Genomic DNA, 14901 nt, shown 5'->3' on the forward strand with positions numbered 1-14901 from the left:
TGTGGCTGCTGGGTGTGTGCTCGATGGGTGCCGACCGGTTTCCGTCCGGGCGGCGGCACTCCCTGCGGGGAGGCTGGCAAGAGCGGAGATTCTAGGTCAGGGGGAGCGGGGGAGGCGAATGGTTTTTCATCCCCTAGGGGACGACCCCTCCACCCAGGAGGGGAGCGGGTCAGCCCGGAGGCGTACACGGGCGGCTCGGAGGTTGGCTCTCCAGACCGATGCCGACCTTATGTCCCAAGACGCACCATGGAGTCATGAGCGCAGCAACGCTTCACCCCACCCCCGCCCCCGTCCGGCCGACCGGCGCGACACCGGCCACCGGCAGCCACCACCACCGACTCGGTGACGCACTTCGCGCCATAAAAGTCTTCGCGGGCGCCGCGTTCAGCGTGGTCGTCCTCGGAGAGTACGGCGAAGAAGCTCTCAGTTCTCCGCGAGGATCTCGTCCGCGTCCATGATCCGGTACGCGTACCCCTGTTCCGCCAGGAAGCGCTGGCGGTGGGCGGCGAAGTCCTGGTCGATCGTGTCGCGGGCGACGACGGAGTAGAAGTGGGCCTTGTGGCCGTCGGCCTTCGGCCGCAGTACCCGTCCGAGGCGTTGTGCCTCCTCCTGGCGGGAGCCGAACGTGCCGGAGACCTGGATCGCGACGGTCGCCTCCGGCAGGTCGATGGAGAAGTTGGCGACCTTGGACACGACGAGCACGCTGATCTCGCCCTCGCGGAAGGCGCCGAAGAGCTTCTCCCGCTGGGCGTTGGAGGTCTCGCCCTTGATCACGGGCGCGTTCAAGTGCTCGCCCAGCTCGTCGAGTTGGTCGATGTACTGCCCGATGACGAGGATCTGCTGACCGGCGAACCGGCGCACGATCGCCTCCGTGACCTTCCGCTTCGTGGCGGTGGTCGCACAGAAGCGGTACTTCTCCTCGGTCTCGGCGGTGGCGTACGCGAGCCGCTCCGAGTCCGTGAGATTGACGCGCACCTCGACACAGTCGGCGGGCGCGATGTAGCCCTGCGCCTCGATCTCCTTCCATGGAGCGTCGAACCGCTTCGGCCCGATGAGGGAGAACACGTCCGACTCCCGGCCGTCCTCGCGCACGAGGGTCGCGGTCAGCCCGAGCCGCCGCCGTGCCTGGAGGTCGGCGGTGAACTTGAAGACGGGCGCGGGCAGCAGGTGCACCTCGTCGTAGAGGATGAGCCCCCAGTCGCGGGAGTCGAAGAGCTCCAGGTGGGGGTAGATCCCCTTCCGCCGCGTGGTCAGCACCTGGTAGGTGGCGATGGTGACGGGCCGGATCTCCTTCCGGGTCCCGCTGTACTCGCCGATCTCCTCCTCGGTCAGCGAGGTCCGCTTCACCAGCTCGTGCTTCCACTGCCGGGCGGAGACGGTGTTGGTGACGAGGATGAGCGTGGTCGACTTGGCCTGCGCCATGGCCCCGGCGCCGACCAGCGTCTTCCCGGCCCCACACGGCAGGACGACGACACCACTGCCACCGTGCCAGAAGTTCTCCACGGCCTGCTTCTGGTAGGGGCGCAGCGCCCACCCGTCCTCGTCCAGCTCGATCGGGTGCGCCTCACCGTCGACGTACCCGGCGAGGTCCTCGGCCGGCCAGCCCAGCTTCAGCAGCACCTGCTTGATCTGCCCGCGCTCGGAGGGGTGCACGGCCACGGTGTCGGGGTCGAGCCGGTTGCCGACGAGCGGAGCGACCCGCTTCGACCGCAGGATCTCTTCGAGGACGGGCCGGTCGGTCGTGGTGAGAACGAGCCCGTGCGCGGGGTGTTTGGAGAGGGTCAGCCGGCCGTACCGGTCCATGGTCTCGGCGATGTCCACGAGCAGCGCGTGCGGCACGGGATACCGGCTGTACTCCACGAGCGCGTCCACGACCTGCTCGGCGTCGTGCCCGGCGGCCCGCGCGTTCCACAGCCCCAGCGGCGTCACCCGATACGTGTGGATGTGCTCGGGCGCCCGCTCCAGCTCGGCGAACGGCGCGATGGCGCGCCGGCAGTCGTCGGCTCGCTCGTGGTCGACCTCGAGGAGCAGGGTCTTGTCGGACTGGACGATGAGGGGGCCATTCACGTACGTACACATCCCTTCCGTACGGCCAAACGTCAAGTGTGCACTACCGGCCGATGATCACGGCGTGCGCTCTGCGAGGGTGGGCCCATGGGCGAACTCGTGGATCGGGTGGACGAGCAGGACCGGGTGGTCGGGACCGTGGACCGGGGCGAGGCCATCGCGCGGCACTGGCTGCACCGCGTCGCCACGACCGTCTGCCGGGATGCGGAGGGCCGCGTCCTGGTGCACCGGCGGGCGGCGGACATGTCCCGCTTCCCGGGGCAGTACAACTTCCTGGTCGGCGGCGCCGCGGAGGTCGGGGAGTCCTACGAGGAGGCGGCGGCCCGTGAACTCACCGAGGAACTCGGGGTGGTGGTGCCGGTCCGGTTCGCGTTCAAGTACCTGTGCCGGGGCGAGATCAGCCCGTACTGGATGGGCGTCCACGAAGCGGTCGTCCGCACGGACATCACCCCCGACCCGGACGAGATCGCCTGGCACGCGTGGGTCACGGAGGGCGAGTTGCGGGAGATGGCCGGGCGCCCGACGTTCGTGGCGGACTCGCTGGAGGCACTGGACCGCTATCTGAGCCGGGGCGAGGCGGTCCGGGCCGACACCCTTCCGTGAAAAGTGTGTCACTTCCGGCGAAAGTGACACACTTTTTTAGGATCTACCCCTCCGCCAACTCCGCCACCCCCGTCACCCGGTGCAGCGGATACGTCCGTACCTCGTCCGCCGTGTGGTCGTACGCGGTGACGAAGCCGCCCTCGACGCGGATGGGGGCGATGACGCGCTGGCTGGCGGAGCCCTCGGCGTTGACGTAGCCGATCCAGAGGGTGTCGCCGGTGAGGACGGCGGCCTGCATGGTGGCGAGGGTCTCGGCGGAACTGGTGCGGGGGAGTTCACCGGTCGGCGAAGGGGTCGTCTTGAGCGGGGTCGTGGAGGCGCGGTCGCCCGCCCTGATCGCGCGGATCGCGGCCGACAGGAGCGTCGTGTCCGGGGTCGGCGGGCCGTCCGGTACCGGTTCCGGGGCCGTGCGGGGCGGGGTGCGGTGGGCGTGGGCGCGGGTGATGACGACATCGCCGTCGGCGGACTCGGCGGCCGGGGCGAAGCCCATCGCGCGCAGGCCGTCGAGGAGTGCCGCCGGGTCGGCCTGGGCGGCCAGCACGGTCGGCGCGAGGCGGCGCAGGCGCAGGCCCGCGGACCGTTTGTCGGCCAGGATCTCGCTGAGCACCGCGTCGTCGTCGCAGCGCACGTACGCCGAGGCCGCGCCGATCCGCAGATGGCCGTGCCGGCGGGCCACGTCGTCGATCAGGTAGGCGAGGGGCTGCGGGACCGGCGTACGGGAGTGCGCGGTGAGGAAGTCGTGCAGGTCGGAGGCCGAACGCCCCGCGTCCAGCGCGCGGCGCACCGAGCCCGGCGTGAAGCGGTACACCGTCGCACCGCCCTTGGACTCCACGTCCGCGAGCACGTCCAGCATGTCCGCCAACGGCCGTTGCAGCGGGCCGGGGGCCACCGCCGTCAGGTCCGCCTGGAGCAGCACGTGGTCCAACGGCTCGGGGAGCAGCGGTGCGAGCAGCCGGGCGGCGGCGGCACTGGCCATGGACTGTTCGGCGGGGGAGAGGGGCTCGGGGAGAGTGGGTGTGGGTGGGCGGGCGTTGTGGTGGTGGACGGGGAGTCTGTCGCCGGGGCCCGAGGAGCTCGACGTACCGGAGCCGCCGGTCGTCGCGAGCCTGCCCTCCACCACGGCACCCGCCGCCGAGCCCTTCCCTGCCCCCAACAACGCCCGCCCCTGCGCCGACAAGGCCCCCCGCCCCGTCACCCCCAACATCTCCGCCTCGTTCAGCGTCCACCGGGCGAGGCGACTGCGCAGGTCGTCGTCCCCCTGCGTACTTCCCTGCGTCCCCTCCTGCGCACTCCGCTGCGCACCCCCCGCCCCCCGCAACGGCCGCTCCCACCGCAACCGCGCCAGCACCGACTCGGCGGACGGCGCGGCGCCCACGTGCAGCCCGGCGAGCAGCCCGAGCACCCGGTGTCGTACTTCCGGGGCGGCCGAGCGATCGAGACCGGGCCCCAGCGCCGACAACGTTCGCTCCTTCGTGTCGCGCCCGCCGACCAGCCCCGACGTCCGGGTCGCCGTCAGCCAGGTCTCCGCGAGCCGTGCCCAGCGCTGTGCGGCGGGTTGTTCCAGCCACTCGTCGTAGGCCGGGGTCGCCGCGTACCGTTCGTCGGCGTCGCCGTCGGAGGCCAACAGGCCCGCCGCGTAGGCGAGTTCGACCCAGAACGCGGCGACGGGCTCCGCGACGTCCAGGGCGACGGCGGTCCGCTTCAGGTCCCGGACGCTCAGGCCGCCGGCCCGGAGCACTGTGGGCCCGCCCTCGTCCCAGTCCTTCAGCAGCTCCTCGACCGTCGCGAGCGCCGTGTACGCCTGCCCGGCCGCCGCCTCGTCCACAACCTGTGGACGGTGCGTCACCTTCGTCTCGACGGCCGGCGCCACCGGCTCCGTCGCGCGGTGCGCCCGCCCGGCCCGCAGGTGCAGGGCCACTTCGCGGGGGAGTACGACCGTGCCGGGCGCCGTCGGCAGCAGCAGCCCCCGGTCGATGAGCCAGCGCAGCCGGGCCGCGGGGTCGGCGGTGACCTGCCCGTACGGCGGCCCCCAGACCAGCCGGTTCAGCACCTCCAGGGACTCCTCGGGGGCGCCGGCGAGCAGTGCCTTCATCCGCCTCCGGCCGGTGAACAGCTTGGTGAGCGCGGCCACCGCGGACACCGAGTCATGGGTGGAGGGCAGTCCGGCAGCCGTCACGATCTCCTGGATACGGCCCGGCGACATGCCCGCCGTGGCCTCCGCGACCGTGGGCCCGAGGCCGGTCGGCGACGGATGCTGCGGCGACGGCGCCAGCAGCTCGCGCGCCGTACGCACCAGCCGCAGCCGGTCGTCCGCACCCCACACCAGCGCCTGCTCGCGCAGGGCCGCGACGGCGCGGGGCAACGCGTCGACGACGGCCGGGTCGCGCGCGTCGCCCGCCATGAGCCCCAGCAGCTCGTCGTACCGCGCCGGGTCCGCCGCCACGGCCAGCGCCTCCGCCGTCTGCAGCGTGAAACGGTCCAGCCGCTCCAGCGCCCGCACGACCGACGCCCGCGTACCGGCCCGGGTGGCGAGCTGCGTGAGGTCGGTGGGCACGGGCGTGATGAGGTCGGGACGGCTGCGCAGCAGCGCGGCGAGGGAGACGTCGTCCCTGGTTCGGAGTGCCTCCGCGAGCGAACGGGGCGGCGTGGCCGGGGTGCTCATCCGACCCACGGTAGCGGGTACGGGGGTCGGGCCGGTGTCGGCCGCCCTCCGGTGAGCGGACCGCGACAGCCCGCGTGCGCAGGGTGTCGCCCCCGCCCGGAGCCCCCGTGACCCCTGATGCGCGCGCCGACACGACACTCCACCTGCGCTACCGTCGTTCCGGCGGGGTATCCAACGCACCCGCCCCGGAGGGGACTTCGTGGGTATCGAGAGCGACCAGGTCGTCTACGAGTATCTGAGCCGAGTCGGTGATGTCGCGCAGCAGCGGCAGTTGCCCTCGGTCACACGGATGCGGCTCGTGTCCGAGCTGCGCAACGAGATCGACCGGCGGCGGGCCGGTGCCACCGCCGACACCCCCGCCGCCGTCCAGCGCATCCTCAAGGGCCTCGGCAGCCCGGACGAGATCGTCGCCGCGGCCGGCACCGGCGCCGGCGTCCCCCAGGCACCGACCCCCTCCGTGCCCGTACAACGCGACCACGAGGACGATCTACGGCCGAAGGGCCTGCGCCGGGTCGTACCGCTGCCGCGTCCGCGCCCCACCCGGGCCGCACCCGAACCCGACGACTCCCCCTCCCCACCGCACCTCGCGAGCGCGTCCGAACTCGGCGCCAGTGTCGTGCAGCCCGACTGGTGGCGGACGGAGGGCGGCAACGGATTCGCGCTCGGCGACAGCGTGCCCGGGTTCACCGGCGGGGTCGAGATCCCCGAACTCCTCAAGCCTCCGCCGCCGAAAGAGACTCCGAAGGAGACACCGAAGGAATCGCCCGAGGCGCCGGAGCCGGTGGCCGAGCAGGCACCGGTGACCACCCCCGAGGCACCGCAGGCGCCCGAAGCCCCCGCCCGCCGGCGCCGCATGGTCCCCCGTCTCCCCGCCGGACGCTGGTCCAACCCCCTCCTCCTGATCGCAGCCGCGCTGCTCGTCGTGGGCGCCGTACTCGGCAACTGGTTCGCGCTGCTGCTCGGTTGGCTGATCGCGTACGCCTCGCGGCGGCTGAGCGACGCGGAGACGAAGGCGGCGGTGATCGGCCTGCCGACGACCGCCGTCGTCGCCGGGATCGTCTGGCTGTGGGGCAGGAACACCGGCCGCTGGGGCACCCCCATCGCGCAGGGCCACATGAACGACGCGATCGCGGAGACCTGGCCGTGGGTGGTGCGGGGCGCGGCCGTGGCGTCGGCGCTGTTTCTGGTGTGGCGGTCGCAGCGGCAGCGGTGACGACCGCGGTCGAGGGCCCGGTGGGATTGTCGTAGGCACTGGGCACAATGGCCCATATGACTTCGTACTCCGCGCCCGCCCTGACCGTCGGCTTCGATCTCGACATGACCCTCATCGACTCCCGGCCCGGTATCCACGCCGCCATGCTGGCGCTGGCGGAGCGGACGGGGACGTACATCGACGCCGATCTGGCGATCACCCGGCTCGGGCCGCCGCTCGCCGACGAGTTGATCAACTGGTTCCCGGCGGACGAGGTGCCCGCGGTGGCCGACCTGTACCGCGAGATGTACCCGTCGATCGCCGTCGCCGCGACCCCCGCGATGCCCGGCGCCCCCGAGGCGGTCGAGGCGGTACGGGCGGCCGGCGGCCGGGCGATCGTGGTGACCGCGAAGTACGAGCCCAACGCGAAGCTGCATCTCGCGCATCTCGGCATCGACGCCGACGCCGTGATCGGCGACCTGTGGGCCGAGCAGAAGGCGGAGGCACTGCGCGAGGAGGGCGCGAGCGTCTACGTCGGCGATCACGTCGGCGACGTACGCGGCGCCCGCAGCGCCGATGCCCTGTCGGTCGCGGTGGCGACCGGGCCGTGCGACGCGGACGAGTTGCGCGCGGCCGGCGCGGACGTCGTGCTCGGCGATCTCACCGAGTTCCCGCGATGGCTTTCGGACTACCTCGTGGCGCGCGCCTGACGACGCCCCGCGGCGACCGACTGGAGCACGCCCGCGGCGGCGAGCAGGAATCCGACGCCCATGAGCATGCTCAAGAGGTACATGTACGTCGGAAAAGGCGTCGTGTGGAGCAACAGCGGTACCACGGTGACGAGTGTGGCCACCGCGCCGACGAAGAAGACGATGGCACCGGCACGGATCAGTCGGTCACCGGCCACGGCGGAATTCGTTTGGGTTTTGTCACGCACTGGACCAGGGTAGTTCCCTGCGCAAAGGAACAACCCGGCGACGTCTTGTCACCGGCCTGAAGACCATTAGCCTTGGTACCGGCGGGTCCCGACGACCCGCCGGTGTGTTATCCAGAGCAGTTTTCCGACGAGTACGAGGACGAGGACAGACGTGCCTACCGGCAAGGTCAAGTGGTTCAACAGCGAGAAGGGCTTCGGCTTTCTCTCCCGTGACGACGGCGGTGACGTCTTCGTCCATTCCTCGGTTCTGCCCGCCGGAGTTGATGCCCTGAAGCCCGGACAGCGCGTCGAGTTCGGGGTCGTCGCCGGTCAGCGCGGCGACCAGGCCCTCTCGGTGACCCTGCTCGACCCGACCCCGTCGGTCGCGGCGGCCCAGCGCAAGAAGCCGGACGAACTGGCCTCCATCGTCCAGGACTTGACGACCCTCCTCGAGAACATCACGCCCATGCTGGAACGCGGCCGCTATCCCGACAAGCCCGCGGGCGCGAAGATCGCGGGCCTGTTGCGGGCGGTGGCGGACCAGTTGGACGTGTAGATATCCGGGAGATCCAGCGGATCTTGAGGACCAGGAAGCTCAGCGGGACCTAGGGAAATTCCAGCGAGTTCGGGCCGAGGGGCGGCACCAGCCCCTCGGCCGCCGCGCGTGTGAGCAACCCCCGGATCGCCGCATACCCGTCCTCCCCGAGGTCCGCCGTGAACTCGTTGACGTACAGACCGATGTGCTGGTCGGCGACGGACGGGTCCATCTCCTGGGCGTGGGCCATGACGTACGGGCGGGAGGCCTCGGGGTCGTCCCAGGCGGCGCGGACGGACGTACGGACGGAGTCGGCGAGCAGGGTCAACGTGTCCGCGCCCAACGACCGCTTGGCGATGATCGCGCCCAGCGGGATCGGCAGCCCGGTGGTGGCCTCCCAGTGCTCGCCCATGTCCGCGAGCTTGTGCAGCCCGTAGTTCTGGTACGTGAAGCGCGCCTCGTGGATGACGAGCCCCGCGTCGACCTTCCCGTCCCGCACGGCCGGCATGATCTCGTGGAACGGCATGACGACGATCTCGCCCACCCCGCCCGGGATCGTGTCCGCGGCCCACAGCCGGAACAGCAGATACGCCGTCGACCGCTCGCTCGGCACGGCGACCGTACGACCCGTGAGGTCCACGTCGGCGTCCCGGGTGAGGATCAGCGGCCCGCAACCCCGCCCCAGCGCACCCCCGCAGGGCAGCAGCGCGTACTCGTCTAGAACGTACGGCAGCACGGCGTACGACACCTTCAGTACATCCAACTCACCGCGCTCGGCCATGCCGTTGGTGATGTCGATGTCCGCGAAGGTCACGTCGAGCGCGGGCGCGCCCGGCACCCGGCCGTGGGCCCACGCGTCGAAGACGAACGTGTCGTTCGGGCAGGGGGAGTAGGCGATCTGCAAAGGCTCGGTCGATGAGGTCATACCTGTTTCCAACTCTCCAGTACGGGCGCGCACTTCCCGAATCCCTCCGTCAGGGCCGCGAGCGCGTCGCCGATGCGCCAGGCGGCGCGGTCGCGGGGGCCGACGGGGTTGGAGACCGCGCGCAGTTCCAGGACGGGGACACCGTGGGCGGCGGCGGCCTCGGCGACGCCGAAGCCTTCCATCGCCTCCGCGAGGGCCCGGGGGTGGCGGGCGCGAAGTTCCGTGGCGCGGGCGGCCGTTCCGGTCACCGTGGAGACGGTGAGTACGACGCCGGTGCGGGCGCCGGTCGCGGCCGCGAGGTCTCGTACGAGTGCACTCGGCGGACGGTGGGTGACGGTGCCGAAGCCGAGCTCGGTGACCGGCAGGAAGCCGTCCGCTGTCTCCGCGCCCAGGTCGGCGACGGTGATCTCGTCGGCGATCACGAGGGAACCGACGGGCGCCTCGGGCTGGAAACCACCGGCGATACCGGCCGAGACGACGAGGCCGTAGGGGGTGCGGGCGAGGGCCGTGGCGGTGGCGGCGGCAGCGGCGGCCGGGCCCACCCCGGCGGCGATGACATCAACCGTGCACAGGGTGTCGCCCGTGAACGCCCGTGCCACCGCGTCCCGTTCGGCGGGGACGGCGGTGGCGACGAGAATCCGTACGGAGGACGGCGTAGCGGCAGACGTGGTCAGGAGTCCTTCTTGAACTTGAAGGACCACAGGCCCTTGACCGTCTTGTCGCCCTCCTTGATGGAGACGACGGTCGAGTTGCCGGTCGCGCCGTACTGAGTGTTGAAGAACACGCTGCCGGGGATCGTGCGGTAGGTCTTCTTGCTGGAGTCGGTCAGCGGCTGACCGTTCATCAGGATCGTCCAGCTGTTGTCGGCGATCTTCGGGTCGACACCGAAGCGCACGGTCTCGTCCGGGTCGACCGAGATCGACGTGGAGGCCTTGAGGCACTTCGTCAGCTCGGCGGTCTTCACCGCGTCGCCGTCGTTGTAGCAGGTGGCCTCCGTGTGGACCGAGTTCCTCCCGACGGTGATCGTCGCGATCGGCGTCGGCTTGTCGCACGCCGACAGGACGAGCAGTCCGGCGGAAACGGCGCCGGCGGCGGCGACGGCGCGGCGGCGTCGCACAGCGGATTGCATGGTCATGGGGCGAAGGTTATCGGGCCCGTCCAGTACTCCCCCCACGTGGGGTACGGCGTGCCGGGCCGGGTGGTGCGGGTTAGGCCACTCGCGGGCGCCCGTTGCCCCCGTGGCGGGCCGAGGCGAGCAGGCCGCGCAGGGTGGTCAGCCAGCCCAGGGCGATGACTCCGGCGGCGAGGGTGAAGCCGAGGGCGCCGTTCAGGGGCATCACGATGCCGATCGCGCCGCCCAGCACCCAGGCCATCTGGAGCATCGTCTCGGAGCGCGCGAACGCCGAGGTGCGCACCAGCTCGGGCACGTCCCGCTGGATCAGCGCGTCCAGGGACAGTTTGGCGAGTGCCTGGCAGAAGCCGGCGGCGGCCGCGAGGCAGGCCACCAGGGCCGCGCCGAAGAAGATCGCCGCCGTGATCGCCGCGCCCAGCACGACCGCCATCACCGTCACGATGATGAGCTCCGGCGCCCGCTGCCGCAGCCAGGACCCGACCGCCGTACCGCAGGCGTTGCCCACGCCCGCCGAGACGGCGACTATGCCGAGCGACACGGCCGCGCTCTGTCCGGTCATCGGATGCTCGCGGAGCAGGAACGCGAGGAAGAAGGTGAGGAAGCCCGACAGCCAGCGCAGGGCCGCGTTGGCGCCGAGCGCGTGGGTGACGGCGATGCCGACCGTGCGCAGCCCCGGACGCTTGACCTCCTTGGGATGCGGGCCGTGGAGGTGGTTCTCGTCGGCCGCGAGCAGCGCCGTGTCCTCGCCCTTGGCCGAGTCGACCTTGGGGTCCAGGAAGAAACACAGGACCGTACCCGCGACGAAGATCACGAAGGCGCCGTAGAGCGGCCAGGGATCGCCGATTGCGTGCAGCCCGCCGGCGATCGGGGCGGCCACGCCGGTGGCGAGAAGCCCGGCGAGGGTGACGCGCGAATTCGCCTTCACCAGGGAGATACGCGGTGGCAGCAGCCGGGGCACCACGGCACTTCTGACGACGCCGTACGCCTTCGAGGCGACCAGGGCGCCCAGAGCCGCCGGATACAGCTCCAGGCTGCCGCTGGCGACCGCGCCGGAGATGATCAGCGCGAGGAGGGCACGGGCCAGCATCGCGGCGGCCATCGCGGCGCGGCGCCCGTGCGGAAGCTTGTCGAGAAGGGGCCCGATCACCGGCGCGAGAACCGTGAAAGGCGCCATGGTGATCGCGAGATACAGGGCGACCCGCCCCCGCGCCTCATCGGTCGGCACGGAGAAGAAGACGGTCGACGCGAGGGCGACGGTGATCATGACGTCGCCGGCGCCGTTCACCGCGTGCAGCTCGATCAGTCTGCCGAGGCCCGACTCGCCCGCGCCGTGCGCGTGGGTCGCCTTGCGGATACCCCGGGCGGTACCGGTCACGGGGAAGTGCAGGGCACGACCCATCGCGCGGACGGAACCGCCGACCCGGCCCGAACCGCCACCTCGGATGTTCCCCTTCGCGCCACCGAGTCCGGTGGCACCCTGGGGCGACCTCGCGGCTGCCACCCCGTCATAGTGCCCCGAGAAAGCCGCGAGTAGTGCGGTTACCGCGCGTATGGAGGCGTACGGGGGCGGATTCTGGGTCGTTGCACAGGTATCCGGCCGGCCGTTGCACAGGTCTCCGGATGGCTGTGTCCAGGTCTCTGTTTGACCGCGACGCGGCGCCCAAGGGGCCGTCGGTGTGGGCGCATGGCGCGGGAGAAGGTAGCGTGCGTAGCGCGCCGTGGCGATTGTTCTCGGCCGCGCGCCTCTCGGCCATCCCGCAGAATGGATGGTGTAGGCGTGCCCGAGCGCGATCGGGCGCGGACGTCGACGCGGCCCTCCACCAGTGCCCCCAAGGGCCTGGTACATGTCTTTCAGCCGCTCCGTCCGCTCCCTTCGCCACACCAGGCGCACCCGTGAGACGGCGTAGGAGAGAAGCGATACCTGTGAGCGCAGCGACCACGCGAAGCCGCACCCCCGACCGCCTGTGCGCCGAGGCCGTCGACCTCGCCCGTGCCGCAGCCGAGGAGGCCGCCGCGCCCGGCGTGGTCGGCGAGCACGCGGGCTTCGAATCCGAGGGCGACCGTGTGGTCACGCACTTCTTCGAGTGCAAGGAGTTCGGCTACCGGGGCTGGCGCTGGGCGGTGACGGTCGCGAGGGCGTCCCGCGCGAAGCTGGTGACCCTGGACGAGGTTGTGTTGTTGCCGGGCCCCGACTCGCTCCTGGCCCCCGAATGGGTCCCGTGGAGCGAACGCCTCCGCCCCGGCGACATGGGCCCCGGCGACCTGCTCCCCACCGACGCGGAGGACCTCCGTCTGGAGCCCGGCTACACGGGCGAGGACGAGCCCCCGCCGAACTCCGCGGTCTCCGAGGAGATGGCGGAACTGGTGGAGGCGGAGGACGCGGAGGTGACGGCGGGCGCGCCGTCGGCTCTGCCTGTCGTGCCGACCCGAGGCTCGATCGCCGCGGTGGCGGAGGAACTGGGCATCCGCCGCGCCCGAGTCCTCTCCCGCTACGGCCTCCACGTCGCCGCCGACCGCTGGGAGGACGGCTTCGGCCCCAAGACCCCGATGGCCCAGGCGGCTCCGGCGGCCTGCGTCAGCTGCGGCTTCCTGGTCGCGATCGGCGGCTCCCTAGGCCAGGCGTTCGGCGTCTGCGCGAACGAGTTCTCCCCGGCGGACGGCCACGTCGTGTCCTTGGCCTACGGCTGCGGCGGCCACTCGGAAGCGGCCATCATGCCCAAACCGCCCCAGCCGCCGGCACCGGTGATCGACGAGACGATGGTGGACCCGTTCCCGCTGCGGCCTGCGGCGGATTCGGGGTCGGTTTCGGTAGGGGCGGACGAGGAATCTGCGGAGTTGGGGCACTCGTAGCGTTGCGCGGGGATCGTCCAGTCGGCGATGGTGACGTCCTCGCCGTAGACGAAGTCCTTGCGGGTGGCGTAGCGGGGGCCGTCGGGGGTGGCGTGGATGTCGGTGAGGACGGCTCCGGTACCGGTGCGTGGGTCGAAGACGGCGTAGATGGGGATCCCGATCAGGGGATAGTCGCGCATCTTGCTGACCCAGTCGTTGTCCGGGTTGGGGCGGGAGACGATTTCGATGGCGGCGATCAAAGTGCGCGGGTCGAACGAGCCCGGCACGTCCATGTCCGCCCGCGCGATCACCATTACGTCGGGGTGGCGCATGATGCCTTCGGCTTCCACATCTGGTGCACCCGTATGAGCGACCAGCTCGTCCGGCATGACCTTCTCCAGGCGTTTGCGGAGATGCAGCGTGGTCAGCTCGTGCGGACTGATGCCCGCCGTCATGCTAGGCGGCCTCCGGGAGATCGGTTCGGCAGTCGTGGCAGCGTCCTGGGGTGGGCGAGCGGAAGGCGCGGTCGCAGGCGTCGCAGTTCTGGAGCGGGTGCCGTACCGCTGGTGGTGGTGTCGGGGCCCGGAACGGTGGTGGGGGCGGGAGTTGGGCCGTCAGGCGGTGGGACAGGAGGGCTGCGGGGCGGCGTAGGGGGTCGGGTGGCAGGTCTGTGGTCAGGGTGTGGCGTACGGCCGTCGGGGTGACCTCTCGCTCCAGCCAGGCCGCGACGCCCGGGGCCAGGTGGGCCGTGTCGCAGGCCGACAGGAGCAGGCGGGGGTCTTGGCGGCGGAGGTCTGCGAGGAGGTCCGTGGCCTGCTGGATGAGCGTGGGGGAGGGGTAGGCCGGGCGCGGTACGGGCGGCAGCGCCTTGCGGGGCGCGGCTTTGACTGGCCTGGCCGCTCTGGGGGCCGCGTGGCTGTCCCTACGGCGGCTGCCGGGCTGGTTGCAGGAGATCGTGCGGGTGACGATGCGGCCGTCGGGCACGCGGTGGCGTTCGCGGCGCAGGTAGCCGTGGGTCTCCAACTCCCGTAGCGCGGCGGCGATTCGGGTCGTGCCCTCCGGGAAACGGGCCGCCAGCGACTTGATGTCGACGCGGGCTCCTGCCGGGAGCGACTGGATGTGGACGCCGAGGCCGATCGCCAGACCCGACAGCTCCGGGTGCTGGGCGAGGTGGTTGCCGATCACCGTGAAGCGGGTGGTGTGGCGGGCGTTGTCGTGAGTCAGCCCACCGGACCTGCTGTGCCGCTGGTTCGGGTGTTTGTCGGCGGTGTGCCGGGACTGGGCGCGCGGGGGCGCGCTAATGTCGTGCGTATCCATCGGGAAGGGGTCTACTTCCTTGGTGGTCAGGCCCTCGCCTTGGGATGCCAGTCCCGGCGAGGGCCGTCGTATGTCTGCGGTTGTGTGCGCTGAGCGTAGATCACGCAACCCGCTCGGAATCCAGCCCAGTTGGCGATGTTCACCCAGATGGGCGATCGGCGGGCTGTGCTGCCGGGAGGGTGGGGTGGGGCTTGGTGGGGGTTCTTTCACCGTCGTGGTTCTTGGGAAAGGGCGCCACTTGTACCGGAGTTCGGGTTTCTGGAGTTCGGTGGCTCCGCTACGAGGTGAAGTTCCGCCCAGACCGTCTTGCGAGGGTGCGGTCCCGGGGCCCAGCCCCAGCGGTCGGCGAGCGCGTCAAGGATCAGCAGGCCTCGGCCCGACTCCGCGTCCGGCGTGGGGTCTTGGGGGCGCGGTGGGCGGTCGCCCCGGGTGTCGGTGACCTCGATGCGCAGGGTGCCGCCGACGACGTAGAGGGTGAGTCTGAAGTCCCGGCCCGGTACGCGACTGTGCGTGGCGGCGTTGGAGGCGAGTTCGGCGACGAGTTGGCGGGCCGGGTCCAACGGGAGTGCCCAGGCGCGGAGTTGTTCGGTGGCCAGGAGACGGGCGAGGCGGGCGCCGCGGGGGGTGGGGGACAACTGCACCGTGAAGTTGCGGATGGGGTTGTCGAGTTGGGGTTCGGTGGCGGTGGATTCTTGGATCACGTCACTCAGCGTGGCCGTGTGT

15 protein-coding genes and 1 pseudogene are annotated in these 14901 nt (G+C 71.5%); 6 read left to right on the forward strand and 10 right to left on the reverse strand.

Annotation, left to right across the window (positions count from 1 at the left end; genetic code table 11):
* Positions 1-254: 254 nt before the first annotated feature.
* Positions 255-458, forward strand: coding sequence for a hypothetical protein (locus tag OO70_RS56070; protein ID WP_078651486.1), 204 nt, complete (start codon positions 255-257; stop codon positions 456-458).
* Here OO70_RS56070 and OO70_RS21290 read toward each other — a convergent pair.
* Complete coding sequence (locus tag OO70_RS21290; RefSeq protein ID WP_043674050.1) at positions 424-2067, reverse strand: DNA repair helicase XPB; 1644 nt, start codon at positions 2065-2067, stop codon at positions 424-426. The two genes, OO70_RS56070 and OO70_RS21290, sit on opposite strands and share 35 nt — an antisense overlap.
* An 87-nt stretch (positions 2068-2154) precedes the next feature.
* Here OO70_RS21290 and OO70_RS21295 point away from each other — a divergent pair, with 87 nt between their 5' ends.
* Entirely contained in the window at positions 2155-2670 is a 516-nt protein-coding gene (locus OO70_RS21295; RefSeq protein WP_043673551.1) for an NUDIX hydrolase, read from the forward strand.
* Positions 2671-2713: 43 nt separating this feature from the next.
* Here OO70_RS21295 and OO70_RS21300 read toward each other — a convergent pair whose 3' ends face one another.
* Complete coding sequence (locus OO70_RS21300) at positions 2714-5332, reverse strand: helicase-associated domain-containing protein (RefSeq protein ID WP_043673553.1); 2619 nt, start codon at positions 5330-5332, stop codon at positions 2714-2716.
* A gap of 199 nt (positions 5333-5531) precedes the next feature.
* Here OO70_RS21300 and OO70_RS21305 point away from each other — a divergent pair, with 199 nt between their 5' ends.
* Positions 5532-6545: a hypothetical protein gene (locus OO70_RS21305; protein WP_043673556.1), complete on the forward strand. Its 1014-nt coding sequence runs from the start codon at positions 5532-5534 to the stop codon at positions 6543-6545.
* 47 nt (positions 6546-6592) lie between these two features.
* Entirely contained in the window at positions 6593-7234 is a 642-nt protein-coding gene (locus OO70_RS21310; RefSeq protein ID WP_043673559.1) for an HAD family hydrolase, read from the forward strand.
* On the opposite strand, the gene OO70_RS21315 is transcribed toward OO70_RS21310, so the two are convergent.
* Entirely contained in the window at positions 7213-7461 is a 249-nt protein-coding gene (locus tag OO70_RS21315) for an SUR7/PalI family protein (RefSeq protein WP_043673562.1), read from the reverse strand. The genes OO70_RS21310 and OO70_RS21315 overlap by 22 nt on opposite strands.
* Before the next feature lie 151 nt (positions 7462-7612).
* Here OO70_RS21315 and OO70_RS56865 point away from each other — a divergent pair, with 151 nt between their 5' ends.
* Positions 7613-7996 (forward strand): cold-shock protein, encoded by a 384-nt coding sequence (locus OO70_RS56865; RefSeq protein WP_019057239.1) that lies wholly within the window; start codon positions 7613-7615, stop codon positions 7994-7996.
* A gap of 49 nt (positions 7997-8045) precedes the next feature.
* Here OO70_RS56865 and OO70_RS21325 read toward each other — a convergent pair whose 3' ends face one another.
* The 4 genes from OO70_RS21325 to OO70_RS21340 form a co-directional block, all read right to left on the reverse strand.
* Entirely contained in the window at positions 8046-8900 is an 855-nt protein-coding gene (locus OO70_RS21325; protein ID WP_199827367.1) for a 1,4-dihydroxy-6-naphthoate synthase, read from the reverse strand.
* Complete coding sequence (locus tag OO70_RS21330) at positions 8897-9601, reverse strand: futalosine hydrolase (RefSeq protein ID WP_078651487.1); 705 nt, start codon at positions 9599-9601, stop codon at positions 8897-8899. Before OO70_RS21330 ends, OO70_RS21325 begins: the two co-directional genes overlap by 4 nt.
* Positions 9571-10035 carry a hypothetical protein gene (locus OO70_RS21335; RefSeq protein ID WP_043673566.1) on the reverse strand — a complete coding sequence of 155 codons (465 nt, stop codon included), beginning with the start codon at positions 10033-10035 and terminating at the stop codon, positions 9571-9573. The genes OO70_RS21330 and OO70_RS21335 overlap by 31 nt, the downstream gene beginning before the upstream one ends.
* A gap of 73 nt (positions 10036-10108) precedes the next feature.
* The gene (locus OO70_RS21340; RefSeq protein WP_043673569.1) at positions 10109-11533 is read right to left on the reverse strand and encodes an MFS transporter; all 1425 of its coding nucleotides are present in this window, start codon (positions 11531-11533) and stop codon (positions 10109-10111) included.
* A gap of 422 nt (positions 11534-11955) precedes the next feature.
* Here OO70_RS21340 and OO70_RS21345 point away from each other — a divergent pair, with 422 nt between their 5' ends.
* A complete protein-coding gene (locus OO70_RS21345; RefSeq protein WP_043673572.1) occupies positions 11956-12882 on the forward strand; it encodes a DUF3027 domain-containing protein in 927 nt (308 codons plus the stop codon).
* 2 nt (positions 12883-12884) lie between these two features.
* Here OO70_RS21345 and OO70_RS21350 read toward each other — a convergent pair.
* The 3 genes and pseudogenes from OO70_RS21350 to OO70_RS21360 form a co-directional block, all read right to left on the reverse strand.
* Positions 12885-13316: pseudogene (locus tag OO70_RS21350) on the reverse strand (Uma2 family endonuclease); the annotation flags it as partial.
* Position 13317: 1 nt separating this feature from the next.
* Positions 13318-14178, reverse strand: coding sequence for a helix-turn-helix domain-containing protein (locus tag OO70_RS21355; RefSeq protein ID WP_043673575.1), 861 nt, complete (start codon positions 14176-14178; stop codon positions 13318-13320).
* A gap of 206 nt (positions 14179-14384) precedes the next feature.
* Positions 14385-14879 carry an ATP-binding protein gene (locus tag OO70_RS21360; RefSeq protein WP_043673578.1) on the reverse strand — a complete coding sequence of 165 codons (495 nt, stop codon included), beginning with the start codon at positions 14877-14879 and terminating at the stop codon, positions 14385-14387.
* Between the last annotated feature and the right edge of the window lie 22 nt (positions 14880-14901).

The organism is Streptomyces xylophagus, assembly GCF_000716435.1.
Lineage (GTDB): Bacteria > Actinomycetota > Actinomycetes > Streptomycetales > Streptomycetaceae > Streptomyces > Streptomyces xylophagus.